Origin of the sequence: Rhizobium sp. NFACC06-2 (assembly GCF_900101425.1) — a bacterium.
GTDB lineage: Bacteria > Pseudomonadota > Alphaproteobacteria > Rhizobiales > Rhizobiaceae > Agrobacterium > Agrobacterium leguminum.
This window is the reverse complement of the sequence record NZ_FMVA01000011.1, coordinates 57,906-79,314: the sequence shown is the minus strand read 5'-3', so window position 1 is coordinate 79,314 and position 21,409 is coordinate 57,906. Positions and strand designations below refer to the sequence as shown.

The following is a 21,409-nucleotide window of genomic DNA, read 5'->3' as shown; positions in this document are numbered from 1 at the left end:
GGCGCAAACCCCGCCGGGTCCGGCGAGACGCGTCAGCGCCCCTTCATATATTCGCTGAGATCGAAGGAGGCGGCGTTCGCCTTGGTGATGACGGCGAAACCATTATCCATCGACGGAACCTGCATCGGATTGAAGCCGGAGACCTTATAGTCGTTGAACGGGTCGATAAGGTCCGAATGGGCGCCCAGAAACGTGTTCATGAAACCCATGAAGCCCTGCACACCCTGATTGGGATTGATGGCCATATAGATATTGCCCTGCTTGATATGCTCCAGCGTCGCCGGCGTAATATCCGCATGCAGGATCAGGACTTTCTTTTTTGCCTCGAGAACTGCGGTCGTCGCGCCTTCAGCCGAACCGGCCTCCGGGATCCACAGTGCGCCGAGATTGGGATTAGCCTGTAGCAGAGCGGCAGTAGCCTGATAGGCGACATTCGCATCCTGATTGGTCGCTTGACGGCCAACTAGCTTCATTTGCGGATAGGTGCGCCCCATGTAGTCGATGAGGGCGGTGACGCGCAGATCATGATTGCTCTGTCCGGGATTTTCCAGAACGGCATATTCGCCTTTTTCGCCAAGCTTCTTGACGATTTCGTCAGCCGCGAATTTCGCCTCGGCAACATTGTCCGAGGTAATATAGGCGGTGCGCTTCGACTTCGGAGAATCTGCCGCAAAGGTCGTCACGGAAACACCTGAGGTGATCGCCTTGTTGATGGGCTCGATAAAGGGATCGGCCTGCATCGGATGAAGCAGGATGCCTTTCGGCTTCTTCACCAACTCCTGCTCGAAGGACGCGATCTGCTTGGTGATGTCATATTCCGGCGTACCGGTGAAGACGGCTTCGCAGCCCAGCGCCTTGGCAGCCTGCTTGAACCCCTCGAAGACCGGCACCCAATACGGATGGCTGGAAACCATGACGTTCATCACATAGGTCTCACCCGGCTCGCAGGCAAATTTGCCCGCAGCGGTGGCCTGCGAACCGGCGCCAGCGGCAATCGCCACGGCTAAAACACCCGCGGCAGCGGTCGATTTCAGAAAAGCCAACATATTCCCCTCCCAAGGACAATGACTTAGTCCGCAATAAATTTTATTCGATGTAATTTATTGCATACGAAGTGGAATAGCCGGAAACCGAGCGGCCGTCAATGCCGTTTGAATTTTATTTTAGGATGTGAAATTTATTTCAACTCTATATTGCGGGATGGTGAAGGGGGCTTCTGATAGGGGAGCTTGAACACAAAATTTGTAGAGGACATAGGCGCCGACAACGGCGGGAAGAAAGTGCATGAATGGATTGATTATCTCCATATCAAACGCGCCCTCTCCAGATCGACTAGGTCGTCGCCAACTGAATGAAGCGAATGGCATCACCGACAGTGGAAAGACTGTCTGCGGCAGCATCGGGAATTTCGATGCCAAATTCCTCTTCGATCTCCATAACGATCTGAACGACCTCAAGCGAATCGGCATTCAAATCTTCGGAAAAATCAGCTGTATCGACTATTTTATCATCAGCTATTCCGAGCTGCTCGCCGATGATTTTTGTCACCCGGTTTCTTATCTCGGACACTGCGGTGTCTGTCGGGACCGAAAAACTCACCATCTCGACTCCGACTTCCTGTTCTCCGTGCCGACGTCATCCGACATCCATCGATAGAAGGCGAAAATGCCTATCGCGAAGACAAAAAGGGATATGAGGCTACCCAGGTTCGACATTGCTCTCTCATTTCTCCCCCGATAAAATCTAAGCTTCGGAAGGAGTGACCTGCAATGAAGATTTTGCAATTTATTGTTGCCCGCAACCGGCTTTTAGGCCGGTCTCTGTCTCGGAACTTTTTCGGCTTTCATGAATTGCATCGGGCTCGCAGGCGCACTCCGGTAACATGGATAGTCATGTTTCATCTGGCCCTAAGCGAAATATCTGGGAAAGACTGTCTGGTGGTGACGGGCCGCGCGGACGCTGGATCGTATGTGCCGGAACCAGTTTAGCGGCCCCATGCTCCGTGCCGGAACCAACACATCCTCGCGGCGTACCTCAACTCTTGACATCCCCTCGCAAACCCTGTTTATACGCATAAGCAGCTAATACGAATTAGCAGCCAGCAGAAAACGAGGTTTCGATGGTTAGGCGCTTGACGCAACGGGACATTGCGATCTTCGCGGGGGTCAGCCAGGCGACGGTTTCACTCGTGCTCAACGAGGCGAAATCCGCGGAAGGCCGTATCCCGCCTGAAACGCGAGAGCGTGTGCTAAAGGCCATTCGGGACACGGGTTATGTGGCGGACCCCATCGCGCGCAGCATGGTCAAGGGCGCCAATCGGATTCTGGGTGTTTTCACCTATCAGCCGGCTTTCCCGATCGCGCAGGCGGATTTCTACACGCCTTTCCTGATGGGAATAGAGGAGGAAGCGGAGAGGCTGAGCTACGACCTTCTGCTGATGACGGCTGCGGCGCGCGACGATAACGGCCGCAAGCGCATCTTCGGAGAAACAGGTCGGCTTCGACTGGCTGACGGATGCCTCATTCTGGGCAGCCAGTTCGACCGCGATGAATTGGCCCAGCTGGTTGCCGGCGACTATCCCTATGTTGCAGTCGGTCGTCGTGACGATGCCGGCGGGCCGGTGCGTTATGTTGGCGCGGATTACGTGACAGCCACGCATGCTCTTGTCCGAGAGGCACTTGCCGCCGGGCATCGCCGCTTCGCCTTTATCGGAGCGACGGGTCCGGCGGAATCCATCAGCGACCGCTGGCGTGGTTTTCTCGCCGCAATCGAGGGCGCGGCGGAGCTGGTCTATTCCCACGAAAGCGAAAATGGCGATCCGGCCGAGCAACTGGCCGCCGTTCGTGCCAGCGGAGCGAGCGTTGTTTTTTTTGCCGAAGTGGCCGAAGCGGTGGTCTTCGACAATCAGGCCCGCGCTCAGGGGGTGAGCGTCCCCGGCGATCTTTCCATCGTGGTGCTGGGCAGCGGCACACGCACGCATACGCTCCGGTCGCAACGCGTCTTCACCTCCTATGCCATCCCCCGCGAAGAGATGGGCAGGCAGGCGACTTCCATGCTGGTCGAAACCCTTACCAGCCCCCCCGGCCCCGTACGGCAGATACTGCTGGGCTGCGACATCGTGGCGGGCGAAACGCTCGCCTCCCCAACTTAAAGCCCAACTCAAGGAAAGAGAACCTGACGTGAGAGAATACAATGCAGATATTCTTGTGGTTGGCGGCGGGCTTGGCGGCGTGGCCGCGGCGCTTGGGGCCCTGCGCAACGGTCGCAGCGTTATCCTGACCGAAGCATTCGAGTGGATTGGCGGCCAGCTGACCAGCCAGGCCGTACCGCCCGACGAACACAGCTGGGTCGAACAGTTCGGGATCACGGCCAGCTATCGCGCCTTGCGCACGGGTGTGCGGCAGTATTACCGCGATCATTATCCGCTCACCGACACAGCCCGGGCCGATCTGACGCTCAACCCCGGAGACGGCAACGTGTCTCGCCTGTGCCACGAACCACGCGTTTCGCTGGCGGTGATGGAGGCAATGCTTGCGCCTTACGCCGCCGGCGGCAGGCTGACCATCCTCAAGCCATATGAGCCGATATCAGCGGAGGTCGACGGCGACACCGTGCGGGCCGCGACGCTACGCCATTGCAATACCGGCGATCTCGTTTCCTGCTCGGCCCGCTATATCATCGACGCGACCGAATTGGGCGATCTGCTGCCGCTGACCGCAACTGACTATGTCACGGGTTTCGAAGCCCAATCCGAAACCGGCGAGCCGAGCGCGCCGGCGGAGGCGCAACCGGACAATCAGCAAGCCGTCTCTATCTGCTTCGCCATCGATCAGGTTGACGGCAATCATGTCATCGACAAACCCGCCCGGTATGACCATTGGCGTCAGGTTGCCCCCGAATTTTGGGGTGGCCCGCTGTTGAGCTGGGACTCGCCCAATCCGCGCACACTGGAGCGCAGCCGCCGGTTCTTCGATCCCAACCCGGACGACAACGCAACACGCGACGTTGCCGACCAGCGCCACAGCGCCGGCGATATGAGCCTTTGGATATTCCGCCGTATTGCCGCCCGCCATACATTTCGACCCGGCGCCTATGCCAGCGATATCTGCCTCGTTAACTGGCCGATGATCGATTATTTCGAGGCGCCGATCATCGACGTTACGCCCGAACAATATGCCGAGCGGCTGGCCGATGCGGCAAGCCTGTCCTATTCCATGTTCTACTGGATGCAGACCGAGGCGCCTCGCCCGGATGGTGGTCAGGGCTTTCCGGGCCTGCGCCTGCGCGGCGACATTACCGGCACGGAGCATGGCCTGGCCATGGCGCCCTATATCCGTGAAAGCCGTCGAATTCGTGCCCTGACCACGGTGGTGGAACAGGATTTATCGCTTGCCGTGCGCGGCGATCGCGGCGCGGTGCACTACCCGGACAGTATCGGTATCGGCATGTACCGCATCGACCTTCACCCCTCGACAGGCGGCGATAACTATATCGATGTCGGCGCATGCCCTTTCGAAATTCCGCTGGGTGCTCTTATTCCCCGCCATAAAACGAACCTGCTGGCCGCTTCCAAGAATATCGGCACGACGCATATCACCAATGGCTGCTACAGGCTGCATCCAGTCGAGTGGAACATCGGCGAAGTGGCCGGCATGCTGGCCGCCTATTGCCTCGACAGGGGCGAGACCCCGCATGGCGTGCATGCCAATGAAAAGCGGCTGGCGGAGTTTCACACCCACATCGAACGCCAAGGGGTGGAGCGCCATTGGCCTGATATTCGCGGCTACTAGCTAATACGTATAATCTGGGAGGATTATTCATGCGCAGGAGTATAGTGAAAATTGCAGTGGCCGGTTTTCTGGTCACATCCGGGCTGGTTTCGCCGGCTTTGTCGCAGGAATTGCGGATGGCCATCTGGAGCGCCAACGAAGCTCATCTGGCCCTGTTCAACGAGATCGCCGATGAGTTCGAGGCCAACCACCCCGGCGTCAAGATCACCTACGATTCGCTTGCCTACGAAGGCTATGCCACCACTCTGACCACCCAGATCGCCGGCGGCAATCCCCCCGATCTGGCCTGGCTGTTCGACACGACGGCGCCCGACTTCATGGCGGCCGGGGCGCTTTATCCCCTCACCGAAACCTTTGCCAATACGCAAGGTTACGACCTGGGCGACTTCCCCCCGGCAACGCTCACCGCCTGGTCGTATGAAGGGGTACAATATCTCTATCCGTTCTCGACATCGCCCTTCGGCGTCTTTGTCAACAACGACATGATCCGGGCGGCAGGCGCAAAGACGCCCGCCGAGATGATCGCCGCTGGCGAATGGAACTGGGACAATGCCATTGCGACGGCCGCAAAAGTGGCGGCCACCGGCAAAGAGGGATTGATCATTCGTGATTTTGAATACAAGGCATGGGAAAATCTTGCCGAAATCTACACCGGCTGGAATGCCTATCCCTGGTCGAAAGACACCAAGTCCTGCGCTTTTGCCAGCCCGGAGATGGTTGAGGCCATGCGCTTCATCCACGATGCGATCTTCATGAAGAAGGCCATGCCGGGACCTGGCGTTTCGGCCGATTTCTTTGCCGGGGATGCGGCGATGACGACCACCCAGATCAGCCGCGCATCGCTGCTGCCGAAAGGCGACAAGGCCTTCGACTGGGATCTCGTGCCGTTGCCCACGGGGCCTGCCGGCGACTATGCCGTTACAGGTCGGGCAGGCATTGGCGTCATGGCCAGCGGCAAAAATCCCAAGCTCGCAGCAGAATTCCTGGCGTTTTTCTCCTCGAAGCCTAATGTAGCCAAGCTCGCGCGGTTTTTCCCGCCAGCACGGAAGAGCCTGCTCACCGCCGATGTCCTTGCGGCCGCCAACCCATTGCTGTCGCGCGAGCAGATAGAGGCCGTGGTCATTCGCGGCGTCGCCACCGGTCAATCAACGCAGCAGGTTCTCAATTTTGCCCGGCTGCAACAGACCGTTCGCGCTGGCCTCGACGGTCTCTGGCGACCCGATGCCGATGTCGCGGCTGTTCTGCAAGCGCTTTGCAGCCGTCTTGACCCATTGCTGGCGGCCAATTGACGCTTCGCAGTCATCCGGTGGATGCGAAAGGCAGAAGGAAGAAGAGCCATGACGCTTGCCCTCCAAACAGCGCAAACAGAGGCCCGGCGCGGTTTCTGGACCATGGCGCGGCGTGACGCCGCCACCGGTTATCTGTTCATCGCGCCGCAACTCATCGGTATCGTTGTCTTCGTGCTCGTGCCGCTGGTGCTGGTCTTCTGGTATTCACTGCATGAGTGGAACGTGCTGGCGGGATCGTTCCGGTTCACCGGCGTCGCCAATTACCAGAAGCTGCTCGGCGATCCGGCCATTGGCGAGGTGATGGCCGTGACCGCCGTGTTCTCCGCCGGGCTTGCCCTGCTCAATATGAGCCTGGCGCTGGGGCTTGCGTTGCTCCTGAACCAGAAGCTCGCCTTCATGACCGTGTTCCGCACGCTGTTCTTTTCGCCTGTGGTGGTGTCGCTGGTCGCCTGGACAATCGTCTGGAGTTTCCTGCTGCAGAACAATGGCGGCATCAACGGCCTCCTGCAGACGATCGGCGTCGAGGGCCCCAACTGGCTGCGCCACCCAACAACCGCGCTGATCTCGGTCATCGTCGTGCAGGCACTCAAGAATCTCGGTCTCAACATGATCCTGTTTCTTGCAGCACTTCAGGGCGTGCCGCGAGAACTGTTCGAAGCCGCGCGCGTCGACGGTGTGCCGCGCTTCAAGCAATTTTATCGCATCACCCTGCCGATGATCAGCCCGACGATCCTGCTCGCCTCCATCGTCACCATCGTCGGCGCGTTGCAGGTCTTTGCGCAGATCATGATCCTCACCCAGGGCGGACCGGGTTTTTCCACGACGGTTCTCGTTTATTACCTCTATCAGCAGGCCTTCCAGTTCTACCTCTTCGGTTATGGCTCGACACTCTCCATCATCCTGCTGGTCATTGTCGGCGCGCTCACCTTCATCCAATGGCACCTGCGCAGAAGGTTCGTATTCTATGAAAACTGAACTCAGCCCACGCGCGCAGACGCTTATCTATTTCATACTCTGCGTGCTGCTTGTCCCATTCGTTTTTCCGACCTGGTGGATGGTGACGTCGTCGGTCAAACCGGTCAGCCAGATATTTGCCTTTCCGCCGGATATCTGGCCGCGCGCCTTCGATTTTTCCTCCTATTCCGACGTTTTCAGAATACAGCCCTTCGCGCTGCAATACTGGAACTCCGCCTATATCGCCGCAATCGTCACCATCGGCACCATGGCAGTGGCGTCGACGGCCGGATATGCCTTCGCACGCATCAGGTTCCCCTTCGCCAACGCCATCTTCATGGTGGTGCTGGTGGGGTTGCTGATCCCGTCCGAAGTGACGCTGGTTCCGCTGTTCCGGATGTTTCTCAAATGGGGCATGATCAACACGCACTGGCCGCTGATCCTGGTGCCGATCTTCGGTGCGCCGGCGGTCTTCGCCACCTTCATCATGCGCCAGTTCTTCATTTCCTTACCCGTGGAACTGGAAGAAGCCGCACGGGTCGATGGCCTCGGCCGGTTGAAGATATTCTGGACCATCGCGCTACCGCTTGCCCGTCCGGCGCTGGCCGCCGTTGCAATCTTCACATTTCTCGGCAGCTGGAACCTCTATCTCGAACCCATCGTCTTTCTCTCCAGCCCCGACAAGTTCACCCTGCCGCAGGCACTGACACAATTTACCGACGCCTACGGCGGACCGATGTGGAACATCCAGCTCGCCGCCGCAACGATGACCGCCATCCCCGTACTCATCATCTTCATCGTTGCGCAGAAACAATTCGTCGAAGGCCTCGCCCATACCGGGCTTAAAGGCTAATCGAAAGGCTGACCCATGGCACCCGTTACCCTTAGATCCGTCAAGAAAAGCTATGGCGCATTCGCCACCATCCACGGCGTCGATATCGATATTGCCGATGGCGAATTCGTTGTCCTCGTTGGCCCTTCGGGCTGCGGCAAATCCACTTTGCTGCGGATGATCGCAGGCCTTGAAACCGTTACCAGCGGCGATATCTCGATCAGCAGCCGTGTCGTCAACGAGATCGAGCCGAAAGACCGCGACATCGCCATGGTCTTCCAGAACTACGCGCTTTATCCGCACATGAGCGTAGCGAAAAACATGGCTTTTTCGCTTGAACATCGCGGCGGCAGCAAGGCCGAGATCGCCGAGCGGGTGAGCTGGGCAGCGGAGATATTGGGGCTGACGCCGTTGCTCGAACGGTTCCCCCGCCAGCTTTCCGGCGGGCAACGGCAGCGTGTCGCCATGGGCCGCGCAATCGTCCGCAATCCTCAGGTTTTTCTGTTCGACGAACCGCTCAGCAATCTCGATGCCAAATTGCGCGTGGTGATGCGCGGTGAAATCAAGGCGTTGCACCAGCGTCTGGGGGTCACCACCGTTTATGTCACGCATGACCAGGTGGAAGCCATGACCATGGCAGACAAGATCGTGGTGATGAATGCCGGACGGGTCGAGCAATGCGGAGCGCCGCTCGAGCTTTATGACCGGCCCGCCAATCCCTTCGTCGCCGGCTTCATCGGTTCCCCGGCGATGAATTTCATCAAGGGACGACTGACCGCCGATGGCTTCGAGGCTGATGGCGTTGTTTTGCCCCTCCCGCCCGGCCCTGCCACAGGCGAAGCGATCTACGGCATCCGCCCGGAACATTTCGAACTGGTCAACCATGGCCTCACCGCAACCGTTTTATTGGTGGAGCCGATGGGGTCGGAAACGCAGGTCACGATGATGATCGGCGATCACCAGGTCATCGGTGTCTTCCGCGAGCGCGTACAAGCGCAGCCGGGCGCGACCATCCAGGTTCAGCCGGATTTGGCATCGATCCACCTGTTCGATGCCAGAACCAGTCAACGCCTCAACTAGCGTCGATGAAAACCGGAAGAGTGAAGATGGAATCGTCGCGCTAATCGCGGCGCAGGGCAGAATTCAATGATTAAAAATCACTGCCCACAGAAGCCGTGTGGCGTTGAACCTGGGATAGACAGTCCGAAATCGGCATGTCAGGTGTTGGAAAAGCTGCAACCGGAGGGCATGCAAATTCGCACGACCACAACGCGCCGCAATATCGGCCTGATTCGCCTCCTCTTTCTCGCTGCCGGTCTGACATTCCCTGCAACGATAGCGGTCGGCCCCGCACAGGCGGCGGAGAGCGTGACCGTGCCGCCTTATGCGCCTGCCGTCGGCACTGAGCTTCATTATCGGGTTCAAAAAACGACCGAAACCGATATGTCGCTTTGGTTCGACAAGCCGGAAGCATCCTCCGTTGTCATGCGTGGCGATTTCCGTCAATCGGCAACGGTTCTTTCGCGGAACGACGAGGGGATGCGGGTGAAATGGAGACTTTCCGCGGACATTCCCCCGGATGCGACGGGTGCTGCGGATTCCTATGCGATGAACGCCATGTTCCGCAATTCGCTCGCCGCTTATGGTGTCGAGGAGCTGGAATTCGACGCGGATCCGAGCGGTGCTCCGACGGCGCTCGTCGGCGCCGATCAGATCATTGCCAATATGGAAAGGCTCCTGTCCACGTCCTCGACGGATAACACGGCCTCCCGCATGCTCCAGACCGTTAAAGGTAATCCTCTTGTCGTTATCAACGTGCTTGCGCCGGAAAGCATGATCCTTGCGCTCGGGCAGTCCTCCGAAGCTTTCACGACAGATATCGGGCAGGAATGGACGGTTGCGGGAAGCGAAGAACTGAAGGGGGTGCTCGTTCCGACAAGCACCGTCTGGAAACTCGAAGCCACCGACAAGGCCCGGCAAACAGCCACATTCAGCGCTACGGTCACCTACGATCCGGCTGCCCTGCTGCAATCCCAGCAATCTTCGATCGATGGCATGATCGCAAGCTTCGCAGACCGGGCGAAACAACTGACCGATGCGCAATTGGCGCAGGCCAGAAGCGCCGGCAAGTCGCGGACTGTGACCTATGTGAATTCAACACGCGACGGCTCGACAATCGAAGTGCTGGAAAACACGGTCGCAAGTGTTGGCGGCATGAAGGTCACCGTGGGCGTGCATATCTGGCGTGAGGATCAGCCACCGGTCCTACCCACGCCGCATGCCTGGACTGCCGAGACCCTGTCTGGTCAACGCGTTGAGCCGCTACCTCAAAACAATACGCAGGCTTCGATCGATCTGGACCAGTACCGACCGAAGGCCGACGCCGATACCGCTTCCTCTCCCAACCAGAATGAGGGTGGCAAAACCCCCGCCGACAGCGTCGGAGACATTTTACCGATTTCGCTCAAGGTCGCAAAGGTGAAAACCTCAATCAATCCCACTGCCGGACCTGCGGTGGAAATTGCGTTGACACCGGAAAGCGCCAAGGCCTTCGAGGATTTCACACGCGCGGCTCTCGGGCAGAAGACCCAGTTGCTGGTTGACGGAGACGTCATCTTCGAACCGGTCGTGAGAGAGCCGATTATGGGCGGCAGCGTCACCATCAGTGGCCTTGATTCAGCGCAAGCTTTGGCCGTCGAACGGAAATTGTCGTCTTCGGAGGCCAAGATCATTGTGCGGTTGGCGCCATAATCCTGCAAAAAGGGAAATGGCGATCACTGCAAAGGACTCGAGCGAGGCAATAACCGGGAACGATCCGTATCTTTTCCTGCGGCGCTCATCATTTGGCGGATGCGCGTCGTGGGACACTTCTATCTTCGGTTCGAATGGTATCGCCACCACTTCGGCACCGGCAGAACGCAGGTTGGTATGATCCACGATGCCACGCCCATGCCCGCCGCTGCAAAGTGGCAGCAGTTCAGCATTGACGTTTCCATCGTGCTTATTGGTTGGTGATCTTCGATTGAGAAAGCGCGGTCAAGTCCTAGCCTTAGCGGAGAATTGCGGCCGGGAATGAGCACTCGTTCATCGAGAAGGTCATTTGGCTTGACGACCCGGCGGGATGCCAGTCGATGATCTGCCGTCATTGCGGCAACGGCATAGGAAGCTGTGCAGAGGCGCGGCGTTTGTCCGCCGCAAGCATGTCTCAAAGGCCATCTCGATCCTCAACCTCGCACCGGCATTTCCTTTGTCGGAAGAAGTTCTGTCTTTGTGCGATCTGTTGCCGCTCTTTTTCAGGTGGTTCAGGGCCAGAGAAGGCCTGCCACGGCCGTGCGATAATCTATGGTGCCGCCTCCACTGAAAAAGCAGATTTGATGAGTGTTTCGGTATATTCAACCGTCGGACTGTTGAATATGGCGTCCGTTTCCCCTTCCTCCACAATCTTCCCGTTTCTCATGACGATGACGTAGTCCGAAATCGCCTTGATGACAGAAAGGTCGTGGCTGATGAAGATGTAAGAAAGGCCCTGCGTCTTCTGCAAATCACGCAGCAGATCGATAACTTGTCCCTGAACGGATCGGTCCAGTGCGGATGTGGGTTCGTCGAGAATGACGACATCCGGTTTGAGGATGATCGCGCGGGCGATTGCGATACGCTGACGTTGTCCGCCTGAAAACTCGTGAGGGTAACGGTTGCGAGCGGCGGGATCGAGACCGACTTCTTTCAGTGCTTCTATTGCCCGCTTGTCCCGTTCCGCTCTGCTCAGCCGTTGCTCATGCACAAACAGGCCTTCCGTGATGATCTCTCCGACCGTCTGTCTTGGCGAAAGCGAGCCGTAGGGGTCCTGGAACACAAGCTGCAGACGCCGCCGCAATGGCCGCATTGCCTTCCGATCAAGTCCGGTAATTTCCCTCCCATCGAAGAAAATACGGCCATCTGCCACAATTAGACGCAGAAGCGCACGACCGAGCGTGGACTTGCCTGATCCGGACTCACCGACGATGCCTATGGTCTGTCCCTGGTGAAGGTTGACATTGACGCCGTCTACGGCTCGAAACCTGCGAGACTTCGACAAGAAGCCACCAGGAATTGTATAATCGATCGTTACGCCCTGGCCGGAGAGCACGACCGGCGCCTCTGTACTAATTGCCGGCTTGTGTCCGCTGGGTTCGGCATCAAGAAGCATCCTGGTGTAATCCGCCTGCGGGCGATGGAAGATATCTTCCGTCGTACCGGACTCAACGATCTCGCCACGGCGCATGACAGCCACACGATTGGCAAAATGGCGGACCACGCCAAGATCATGCGTGATCAGGACGATGGCCATGCCGAAGCGTTTTTGCAACGACTTCAGGAGGTCGAGGATTTGCGCCTGGATCGTCACGTCCAGCGCAGTGGTCGGCTCATCCGCAATCAGAATATCCGGTTCATTCGCGAGAGCCATGGCGATCATGACGCGCTGGCGCTGGCCACCGGAAAGTTCGTGGGGATAGCTGTCTATGCGCCGCTCCGGCTCGGGAATTCCCACGAGCTTCAGCAGTTCGAGAACGCGGGCGCGCGCCTCTTTTTTACTGCCGCCCCTGTGGTGCAGGATAGGTTCGGCGATTTGCGCGCCGATCCGGTAGAGAGGATCGAGCGAGGTCATCGGCTCCTGGAAAATCATGGTGATTTTCGCACCCCGGATATTGTTCAGCTCGCCAACCGGCAGACCGATCAGCTCGCGTCCGCGATATTTTGCCGAACCTTCAATAACGCCGTTGGATGCTAGCAGCCCCATGATGGCCATCATGGTCTGGCTTTTGCCGGAACCGGATTCTCCGACAACGGCAAGCGTTTCACCCTGCTTGACGTCAAGATCGATGCCCTTGACGGCTTTCACCGTGCCGTCCGGCGTCGTGAAATCGACCTTGAGATTACGGACGGTGAGGATGGTTTCAGATGTCGTATTCATGTCAACGATCCTTGGGATCGAGTGCATCACGCAACCCGTCACCCACGAAATTCAGCGAAAACAGCGTCAGCACGAAGAAGATCGCCGGAAATATCAGTAGCCAGGGGGCCGATTGAATATTGTTGGCACCTTCGGAAATCAGCGCACCCCAGCTCGTCAGCGGCGCCTGCACGCCAAGACCGAGGAAGGAGAGGAAGCTTTCCAGCAGAATGACTTTCGGTACGACGACCGTGACGAACACGACGACGGGCCCGATCGTATTCGGGATGATGTGACGGCGGATGATCTGCCAGTCACTCAAACCCAAGGCCTGTGCGGCGCCCACAAATTCCCGCCGTTTCAGGGCAAGCGTCTGGCCGCGGACGATACGCGCCATGTCCAGCCATTCCACCGCACCGATGACCAGGAAGATCAGGATGAAACTGCGGCCGAAAAACACCACCAGAACGACAACCAGGAAGACAAAGGGCAGCGAATAGAGGATTTCGACGAAACGCATCATCACATTGTCGACACGCCCCCCGATATACCCCGCAGTTGCGCCGTAAAGTACGCCGATCCCGAGTGAAACGAGGCTGGCCAGAACGCCGACGGCGATCGAGATTTGCCCACCCAGCATCACGCGCGCCAGCATGTCGCGACCGTTGGAATCGGTGCCGAAGAAGAAATATTCGCGGTTGACGTCGCCTTCCAGCTTCAGCGTTCGGCCCTCATCTTCGGTGGCGACGACCTTCGTATTTTCGAATTCGTTGGCGCGGTCGAAATAGCGTGTGGTGCGCGGGTCAATAGGGCTGCCGGAGGCGACGGTTGCCGTGAAGGTCTGCCCTTCGACGGAGAATTCCTTCAGCTCGACGCGCGCCCGGCTGGCAACGCCCTCCATCACGTCTTGCAGGTTGTTCACATCCGGGCGTGGCTCAAGGCTCGGCGGGACGGAGACATAGGACGAAAACACCTGATCGTAAGTGTGCGTGAGGAAATGCGGGCCGATGAACGAGAAAAGCGTGATCAGCAGCAGCATGACGGAACCTGCCATGGCGGCCTTGTTTCGTTTGAAACGCAGGGCTGCCAGCTGAAACAGGCTTCGGCTTTTCACCGATGGTTGAGGGGCAATATTGCCGGGGATATCAGTCATGTCTGACCCTCGGATCCAGCAGGCCGTAGAGAATATCGACCACGAGATTGAACAGGATGACAAAAATGGCGACGAGAACGACGGTTCCCATCACCAAGGTATAGTCACGATTGATCGCACCAAGAACGAAGTAGCGGCCGACACCCGGAATAGTGAAGATCGTCTCGATGACTGCTGAACCCGTCAGCAGTGCTGCGGCGCAGGGAGCCAGATAGGAAACGACCGGAAGCATCGCCGCGCGCATGGCGTGGAATACCACCACGTTGCGCGCCGGAAGACCGTAAGCCTTGGCGGTGCGGATGTGGTCCATTCGCAGAGCCTCGATCATCGCGCCGCGTGTCAGGCGCGCGATAACCGCAAGCTGCGGCAAAGCGAGCGCGATCATCGGAAGGATGAGATATCGCAGCGATCCGTCGCCCCAGCTGCCGGCGGGCAGAAGCCCGAGTATGACGGCAAAGACAAGCGTGAGAACCGGTGCGACAACGAAGTTCGGCACGGTAACGCCAACCGTCGAAATGGACATGATCGAAAAATCGAAGGCACTATTCTGCCTGAGCGCGGCCAGGGTGCCGGCGAGAACGCCGCCCACCAGCGCCAGCAGAAGAGCATAGCTGCCGAGTTCCAGCGAATAGGGCAGGCCCTTGCCGATCAACTGCGCGACGGTATTGTCCTTGTAGATATAGCTCGGACCGAAATCGCCGGTGACGGCATTGCCGAGATAGATGAGATACTGGCGCCACAATGGCTCATCCAGATGATAGGTTCTCATCAGGTTTTCCATCGTTTGCGGCGGCAGGGGGCGTTCGAGATTGAACGGACCACCCGGTGCGAAACGCATCAGGAAAAACGAAATCGTGACGACGATAAACAGGGTCGGCACGGCGCTCGCCAAACGGCGCAGAATAAACGAGATCATGGTTTTTCGGGCTCCGGCATGGCACGGTGGTGTCGGCCACCGTGCCAGCGCTGCTTATTCGGAAACGCTCAGGAAGCGGCTGAGGTGTTCGTTGGCAGCATTGTCGACCCAGCCCTTGACGCGGTTTGAAACCAGCCACAGATCGGCCTGCGTCAGCAGCGGGGCAACCGGCTGTTCCTTCATGAGGATGGTTTCCGCCTCATGCAGCAGCTTGGAACGGGCCGCAGGGTCCTTCTCGTCATAGGACTTCTGCATCAGCGCATCATATTCCGCATTGTTGAACTTGGAATAGTTGAAGGTCTTGTTGGAGGATACCGAAAGGGCGAGGAAGTTTTCCGCATCCGCATAGTCGGCAACCCAGCCGGCACGCGCCACGTTGAACTTGCCGCCTTCCTGAAGGTACCCGTAATGCGAGGCGACATCGAGGTTCACCAGTGACACCTTCGCGCCGAAGGTGTTCTTCCACATGTCCGCGATGGCCGTCGCGACGCGCTCATGGTTTGGGTTGGTGTTGTAACGGATTTCGATGGAAAGCGGCTTGCCGCCTTCACCGTAACCTGCCTCCTTCATGAGCTTGAGGGCTTCGTCTTCGCGATCAAGCTGCGATAGTGTGGCAAAATCGGCCTTTGCCGGCTCTCCGTAGGAATCCATGCCCGGGGGAACCATGGAGTAGGCCGGAATCTGGGAGCCGCTATAGATTTCCTTGGCGAGGAAATCGCGGTCTACCGCCATGGAGAGCGCCTGGCGGACACGCACGTCATCATACGGCGCCTCGCGTGTATCGAAGGTGTAGTAGTAGGTCGCAAGCGTCGGCGAAACGTGAACCTGCTCGCCATAGGAGGTGCGCAGCCGGTCGATCTGGTCCGCGGAAAAATTGTAGGCGAGGTCCATTTCCTTGGCTTCGAAACGGCGAACCGATGCGGCCTGGTCGTCGATCGGATAAAAGATGACCTTGTCGATCTTGGTGTTCGAGGCGTCCCAGAAATTGGTATTCTTGACCACCGTCAAGCTGTCATTGGGAACATGCGTTTCGAGCTTGTAGGCACCGTTCGAGACCATGACGCCCGGCTTTACAAAGTTGGCGCCGTTCTTTTCGTAGCTCGCCTTCGAGATCGGCAGAGCCGTCTGGTGCGCGAGGAGCTCAAGGATGAACGGTGTCGGGCGCTCGAGTGTGATCTCAAGGGTCTTGTCATCCACCGCCTTGACGCCAAGCTGGTCAACCGGCGTTTCGCCCTTGTTGATCTTTTCAGCGTTTTTGATCGGATAAAGGATATTGGCATATTTTGCTGCAGTCTTCGGATCTTCGACGCGCTGGTAGGAGAACACAAAATCTCCGGCCGTTACCGGCGTGCCATCCGACCACTTCGCATCCGCACGCAGTTTGAACGTGTAGACGGTACCATCCTCAGACAGTGTCCAGCTTTCCGCCGTACCGGGCACGATCTTGCCGGCGGCATCGTAAATGGTCAGACCTTCATAAAGGTCTTTCAGGATAAATTCTTCGATGTTGATCGAGGTCTGTGCCTGATCAAGCGTCTGCGGTTCGCCGGCATTGCCGCGGTGCAGGACTGTTTCTGCAAGTGCCGAACTGGCGCCAATCAGAAGCGATCCGACCAGCAGAGTGGCGCGCGTTGTTGTTTTTATCGACATCGTTTTCTCTCCCCGTGAAGATTTTGAGTCTACAAACAAGGCGATATTGCTCCGAAGCGCAACAACAATAAATTGTGAGTTGATGGGAAGCCTTGACCTCGTCGGTGCTCTTTCAATGCCAGGACTGTGGACAACTGTTCTGAATACCCGAGGCGCGAAAATCGCATCCCGGGGGTTGCTCTGTCGTGAAAGACCTGCGCGATACGAACCTTATCTCCGAACCGCGTGGCATCGAAGACAGTAAGGCAGACGCAAGTGTCACTCGCTGGGGGCCACTATGTAAAAAGGCCTCGCGATCTCTCGCAAGGCCTTGATACTTAAGAATTCGGATGGTGGGCGTGACAGGGATTGAACCTGTGACCCCTACGATGTCAACGTAGTGCTCTCCCGCTGAGCTACACGCCCTCCGTGGCGGCGGATAGACCACAAAACCGGTTCATGCGTCAACTGCTTTTTTTCGGTTTTGTGAAGGTTTTTTGAGAGGCCTTACGCCACAAGGAGTTTGTTGACCTCATCCACCAGATCGCGCAGATGGAACGGCTTGGAAAGCACCTTGGCGTCCTTCGGGGCCTTCGAATCGGCATTCAGCGCAACGGCTGCAAAGCCGGTAATGAACATGACTTTCAGGTCCGGGTCGAGTTCGGTCGCGCGCCGCGCAAGCTCGATGCCGTCCATTTCGGGCATGACGATATCGGTCAGCAGAAGCGAAAAGGGCTCTTCGCGAAGCCGGTCATAGGCGCTGGCGCCATTGTCGAAGGAAGAAACCTTGTAACCGGCTTTTTCCAGCGCCTTGACGAGGAAGCGGCGCATATCGTTGTCGTCTTCAGCGAGAAGAATTTTCTGATTCATCATAAGTGACCGTAACTACTCAATGTTTGGAATACCCTAGCCCGATTATAGGATTTTCACGGTAAATATCCTGTGAACGCGTGAATCGGTATAGCGCTGATTGGGCGATAGTATGGACTTGCCGCGCCGTAACTGGCAACATGAACATCCTGATAGTTTTGCGACATGGTAAATGACCCTGAATGGACTGGATAACGGGTGAATATGAGCTGTTTGAAGTAACGGAACCTGCCGTTCAAACCCTGCCATTCGTCTATAATTCCCCCCATAGCGGCCGCTGCTACCCCATCTCCTTCCTGGAATCAGCAAGGCTCGATTCGCACGAGATTCGCCGCTCCGAAGATCATTTCGTCGACGAGCTGTTCGCGGCGGCACCGGAGATCGGCGCGCCGCTTCTCAAAGCGAACTTTCCGCGCGCCTATCTGGACGTCAATCGCGAGCCCTACGAGCTCGATCCCCGCATGTTCGAAGGCACGCTTCCGCCTTATGCCAATATCGGCTCCATGCGGGTCGCAGGTGGCCTGGGAACGGTGCCGCGCATCGTCGCCGAGAATATGGATATCTATGCCCACCGCCTGCCGGTCGACGAGGCGCTTTCGCGGATCGAGACGATCTACAAGCCCTATCATGCCTGCCTGCGCCGCCTGCTGTCTCGCACCCACGCCAATTTCGGAATGGCGGTGCTGATCGACTGCCATTCCATGCCGGGCAATATCCGCGTTGCCGGGTCGAATCTCAGGCCGGATGTAATCATCGGGGATCGCTACGGCACCAGCGCATCCCAGGAAGTCTCCCGCGCCGCGCTGCATTTTCTTGAAGAACTGGGTTTCGTCGCGGTCTGCAACAAACCCTATGCCGGCGGCTTCATCACCGAACATTATGGCCGGCCCATCCGCTCTCTCCATGCGCTGCAGATCGAAGTCAACCGGGCGCTTTACGTGGACGAAAAGACGCTTTTGAAAAAAGCCGATTTTCCTGCGATTCAGGCGTCGCTTGAAATCTTCATGCGCCAGCTCGGCGCCTTCGTTTCCGAATACGCGATAGAAACGTCGCTCGCTGCCGAATAGCAGCTCGAATCATCCGCTATTTCAATCTTTTATCCCGGATCGTCTGGCAGCCCCCCGGACAAAAAAAACCGCGCCTTGGCGCGGTCAAGTCTAGGGAGGAAACACCCAAGGAGGGTATTTACAGTCAAAGACTGTAGGATCACGCTACGCAGTAATTGCACAATTGTCAATCATTTTATTTTATGCATATTTTTTAGGCTTGTGCTGAAAATATGGAAACACCGGCGCCTTCATTCGTATGAGTGGACGGCGGATGCGATTCCGGTCTATGCATTGCCGCAATAGAATTCAGACCCAATATTCAGGCAATGAGGTTTCGCATGCTGCCCGACCGGGATTTCTTCTTCAAACTTGCCGATGCCGCCAGCGCTGAAACGCTTCCCCGCTTCCGCACGGGCATTGCCGTCGCCAACAAAGAGGATGGCGGCTACGATCCGGTGACGGAAGGCGATCAGGCAGCAGAAACAGCCATTCGCGCCCTGATCGAGGCCCGTTTTCCGCAGCACGGCATTCTGGGCGAAGAACACGGCAATATCGGTCTCGACCGCGAGCATATCTGGGTCATCGACCCGATCGATGGCACCCGTGCCTTCATTTCCGGCGTGCCGGTCTGGGGCACGCTGATCGGTTTCCAGTCGGCCGGCCGCGCCTCCATGGGCATCATGGACCAGCCTTTCACGAAAGAGCGCTATTTCGCCGATGGCGAGACAGCCTGGTATTTCGGGCCGGATGGCGAGCGGAAAATCCGCACGCGCGACTGTGCTTCGCTGTCAGATGCCGTACTGTTCACCACGAGCCCCCACATCTTCACCGCGGAGGAGAAGACCCTGTACGAAAAAGTGCAGGATCAGGTTCGCCTTTTCCGATACGGCGTGGATTGTTACGCCTATTGCCTGCTTGCAGCCGGCCACGTCGATCTGGTGATCGAATCCGGCCTGAAGCCCTATGATGTCGGCGCGCTGATCCCTGTCATCGAACAGGCCGGCGGCATTATGACGACCTGGGATGGCGGGCGTCCGGAAAATGGCGGCCGCATTCTCGCAGCCGGCTCAAAGGCGGTGCACGAACAGGCGCTCGCCATTCTCTCAAAACTCTGAGGCAGCCAGCTTAAGCGGCCATCATTCCGGCGCGAAAAACGCGTCGATGGCCGCCAGCGCCTGTTTGCGGAAAACGTCACGCTCATGCAGCAGTTCGTGGCGCGCACCGGTGATCGGAAGAAGCTGCGCTGCCCGGAAATTGCGTGAGAGTTCCTCCTGCGCCTTATAGGGCGTGATGGTATCCAGCATCGGCGCCAGAATAAGGGTCGGAATGGTGATATTCGTCAGATGGTCCTGACGGACCACCCGTCCCATGGTCTTCAGCGCCTCATAGACCCAGCGCGCCGTCGGCGCGCCGATGAAAAGTTCCGGAAACTGCCTGTGCAGCGAGAGATTTCTTTTAAAACGTCTGGGGTCCGAGGTGAGCGGATTGCCGTCGAAGTCCCGCTCGCGCTGATCCTTGCCGAGCTGCACCCGCCCAAGGCCAACGAGACTTAGAGCCGTCGCCACCGCCCGAATGACGGATGAGGGGACGGATTGCTGGCTGTCCAGCTCGATGAAAGGCGAACAAAGCGCCAGACGGTCGATCCGGTTCGACAGGCCGGGTGCGGCGGCAAGCGCTGCAAGCGCGCCGGTGGAGTGCGCGATCATGAAGAAGGGCAGCCGCGCATCCGGCAACACCACCTGTTCGAGAAAAAGGCTGATATCACGCTGGTAGTCGGAGAACCGCCGCACATGCCCGGCACCCGGTTTTTTCAGCAATCTTTCGGAACCGCCCTGCCCGCGCGTATCGAAGGTCGCAACCCAGAAACCCATGGCGGTGAGATCGCCGACCGTTTCGAAATATTTCTCGATACATTCGTTCCTGCCGTGCAGCAGAACCACGGTTCCACGGGCCACCTGGCGGCTGGCGCGAAAGATCGCGTAGCGAAGCTGTTTGCCGCGATCGCCGGTAAAATAACCGACGGTATGGTTGCCGGGAACCGGGTTGTCTTCGCTGGCGCGTAATGTGGCTTCGATCATCGGTCTTTTCCGGCTTTTCTGCCTTTTCGGGATAGGTCGGCGGCGCGGGAAGGTCAAAGAAAAAATTGCCGGAACCGTCGGTTGAAGCAGTCGCGGTTCCGGCGAATAAGACAGAAGAAGAAGGGACGTTATTGCTTCTGTCCACGGAGAATGTCTCCGATGACCGATGTTTATGGCTCTCAAACTGAACGATGCCGGAACCTGACGTTCAGCCATGGTTCATCTTGCTTTCGCCTTTTCACGCCCCCCTTGACGCAGCGGCAGGCCATTCCCATCTCATTCATGCGGTCGCCAGAACGGGACCGCGCCACATGTCCGGCCGTTGCCAGAACGGGACGCCGGGCTTAACCGCAAACAGTCGCTTCTTAAGGAGGACACCATGCGTCACGTTGATTTTTCCCCCCTCTATCGTTCCACCGTCGGCTTCGACCGTCTTTTTTCGATGCTTGACGGCCTCGGACAGTCTGAACAGGCCCAATCCTATCCGCCCTACAATATCGAGCGGACCGGCGAAAACACCTATCGCATCACCATGGCCGTTGCCGGTTTCGATGAAACTGAACTCAGCATTGAATCCCGTGCGAATACGCTGACGGTGAAGGCAGAGAAGGCCGCAGATGAGAAGTCATCCGAAGGTGAGTTCCTGTATCGCGGCATTGCCACCCGCGCTTTCGAACGCCGCTTCCAGCTTGCCGACCATGTCGAGGTCCAGACCGCTTCCCTGAAGAACGGCCTGCTCCACATCGATCTCGTCCGCAATATTCCGGAAGCCATGAAACCGCGCCGCATTGCGATCTCGTCCGACAGCGCCGATGCCCCGAAGACCATCGAAGCCCAGATTTCGCCGGCTCAGGTCAACTAAACCGATCCGGACCTCAAACGAACGGCCCCGTAAAAGGGGCCGTTTTTGTTTGATGAA

Annotated in this window: 19 protein-coding genes and 1 tRNA gene; 10 read left to right on the top strand and 10 right to left on the bottom strand. The window is 57.8% G+C overall.

The features are described from left to right. Positions 1 to 32: 32 nt before the first annotated feature. Together F3H58_RS18535 and F3H58_RS18530 are read right to left on the bottom strand one after the other, a co-directional pair. Positions 33 to 1,046: a substrate-binding domain-containing protein gene (locus F3H58_RS18535; protein ID WP_149743225.1), complete on the bottom strand. Its 1,014-nt coding sequence runs from the start codon at positions 1,044 to 1,046 to the stop codon at positions 33 to 35. 286 nt (positions 1,047 to 1,332) lie between these two features. Beyond that, positions 1,333 to 1,569, bottom strand: a complete 237-nt coding sequence (locus F3H58_RS18530; protein WP_149743328.1) for an acyl carrier protein — start codon at positions 1,567 to 1,569, stop codon at positions 1,333 to 1,335. 550 nt (positions 1,570 to 2,119) lie between these two features. Between F3H58_RS18530 and F3H58_RS18525 the strand changes: the two genes are divergently transcribed. From F3H58_RS18525 to F3H58_RS27275, 7 genes are all read left to right on the top strand, one after another. After that, positions 2,120 to 3,151, top strand: a complete 1,032-nt coding sequence (locus F3H58_RS18525) for a LacI family DNA-binding transcriptional regulator (RefSeq protein WP_149743224.1) — start codon at positions 2,120 to 2,122, stop codon at positions 3,149 to 3,151. Positions 3,152 to 3,179: 28 nt separating this feature from the next. Continuing rightward, positions 3,180 to 4,790, top strand: coding sequence for an FAD-dependent oxidoreductase (locus tag F3H58_RS18520; protein WP_149743223.1), 1,611 nt, complete (start codon positions 3,180 to 3,182; stop codon positions 4,788 to 4,790). A 29-nt stretch (positions 4,791 to 4,819) separates the two neighbouring features. Then, complete coding sequence (locus tag F3H58_RS18515) at positions 4,820 to 6,079, top strand: ABC transporter substrate-binding protein (RefSeq protein WP_149743222.1); 1,260 nt, start codon at positions 4,820 to 4,822, stop codon at positions 6,077 to 6,079. A gap of 48 nt (positions 6,080 to 6,127) precedes the next feature. Then, a complete protein-coding gene (locus tag F3H58_RS18510) occupies positions 6,128 to 7,054 on the top strand; it encodes a carbohydrate ABC transporter permease (RefSeq protein WP_149743221.1) in 927 nt (308 codons plus the stop codon). Beyond that, complete coding sequence (locus tag F3H58_RS18505; protein ID WP_149743220.1) at positions 7,044 to 7,886, top strand: carbohydrate ABC transporter permease; 843 nt, start codon at positions 7,044 to 7,046, stop codon at positions 7,884 to 7,886. Before F3H58_RS18510 ends, F3H58_RS18505 begins: the two co-directional genes overlap by 11 nt. A 15-nt stretch (positions 7,887 to 7,901) precedes the next feature. Next, entirely contained in the window at positions 7,902 to 8,945 is a 1,044-nt protein-coding gene (locus F3H58_RS18500; RefSeq protein WP_149743219.1) for an ABC transporter ATP-binding protein, read from the top strand. A gap of 168 nt (positions 8,946 to 9,113) precedes the next feature. Continuing rightward, entirely contained in the window at positions 9,114 to 10,616 is a 1,503-nt protein-coding gene (locus F3H58_RS27275; protein ID WP_188128982.1) for a SecDF P1 head subdomain-containing protein, read from the top strand. A 119-nt stretch (positions 10,617 to 10,735) separates the two neighbouring features. Here the strand turns inward: F3H58_RS27275 and F3H58_RS18490 are convergent, their stop codons facing one another. The 7 genes from F3H58_RS18490 to cpdR form a co-directional block, all read right to left on the bottom strand. Continuing rightward, entirely contained in the window at positions 10,736 to 11,011 is a 276-nt protein-coding gene (locus tag F3H58_RS18490) for a LysR substrate-binding domain-containing protein (protein ID WP_286169768.1), read from the bottom strand. 194 nt (positions 11,012 to 11,205) lie between these two features. Beyond that, positions 11,206 to 12,816: an ABC transporter ATP-binding protein gene (locus F3H58_RS18485; protein WP_188128981.1), complete on the bottom strand. Its 1,611-nt coding sequence runs from the start codon at positions 12,814 to 12,816 to the stop codon at positions 11,206 to 11,208. A 1-nt stretch (position 12,817) separates the two neighbouring features. Further along, positions 12,818 to 13,948: an ABC transporter permease gene (locus F3H58_RS18480; protein ID WP_149743218.1), complete on the bottom strand. Its 1,131-nt coding sequence runs from the start codon at positions 13,946 to 13,948 to the stop codon at positions 12,818 to 12,820. Beyond that, positions 13,941 to 14,864: an oligopeptide ABC transporter permease OppB gene (gene oppB, locus F3H58_RS18475; protein WP_149743217.1), complete on the bottom strand. Its 924-nt coding sequence runs from the start codon at positions 14,862 to 14,864 to the stop codon at positions 13,941 to 13,943. Before oppB ends, F3H58_RS18480 begins: the two co-directional genes overlap by 8 nt. Positions 14,865 to 14,918: 54 nt before the next feature. Next, positions 14,919 to 16,514 carry a peptide ABC transporter substrate-binding protein gene (locus tag F3H58_RS18470; RefSeq protein WP_149743216.1) on the bottom strand — a complete coding sequence of 532 codons (1,596 nt, stop codon included), beginning with the start codon at positions 16,512 to 16,514 and terminating at the stop codon, positions 14,919 to 14,921. Positions 16,515 to 16,844: 330 nt separating this feature from the next. Further along, a tRNA-Val gene (locus tag F3H58_RS18465) sits at positions 16,845 to 16,919 on the bottom strand. Between the two features lie 81 nt (positions 16,920 to 17,000). Next, positions 17,001 to 17,363 carry a cell cycle two-component system response regulator CpdR gene (cpdR, locus tag F3H58_RS18460; RefSeq protein WP_003497910.1) on the bottom strand — a complete coding sequence of 121 codons (363 nt, stop codon included), beginning with the start codon at positions 17,361 to 17,363 and terminating at the stop codon, positions 17,001 to 17,003. Between the two features lie 182 nt (positions 17,364 to 17,545). Here cpdR and F3H58_RS18455 point away from each other — a divergent pair, with 182 nt between their 5' ends. Together F3H58_RS18455 and hisN are read left to right on the top strand one after the other, a co-directional pair. Continuing rightward, on the top strand, positions 17,546 to 18,430 hold the full coding sequence (locus F3H58_RS18455; protein ID WP_003519728.1) for an N-formylglutamate amidohydrolase: 885 nt from the start codon (positions 17,546 to 17,548) through the stop codon (positions 18,428 to 18,430). A 320-nt stretch (positions 18,431 to 18,750) separates the two neighbouring features. Further along, on the top strand, positions 18,751 to 19,527 hold the full coding sequence (gene hisN, locus F3H58_RS18450) for a histidinol-phosphatase (RefSeq protein ID WP_149743215.1): 777 nt from the start codon (positions 18,751 to 18,753) through the stop codon (positions 19,525 to 19,527). A 21-nt stretch (positions 19,528 to 19,548) separates the two neighbouring features. On the opposite strand, the gene F3H58_RS18445 is transcribed toward hisN, so the two are convergent. Next, positions 19,549 to 20,490 (bottom strand): alpha/beta fold hydrolase, encoded by a 942-nt coding sequence (locus tag F3H58_RS18445; protein ID WP_149743214.1) that lies wholly within the window; start codon positions 20,488 to 20,490, stop codon positions 19,549 to 19,551. Positions 20,491 to 20,869: 379 nt separating this feature from the next. Between F3H58_RS18445 and hspL the strand changes: the two genes are divergently transcribed. Then, positions 20,870 to 21,352, top strand: a complete 483-nt coding sequence (hspL, locus tag F3H58_RS18440) for a heat shock protein HspL (protein WP_149743213.1) — start codon at positions 20,870 to 20,872, stop codon at positions 21,350 to 21,352. The last annotated feature ends 57 nt before the right edge of the window (positions 21,353 to 21,409 follow it).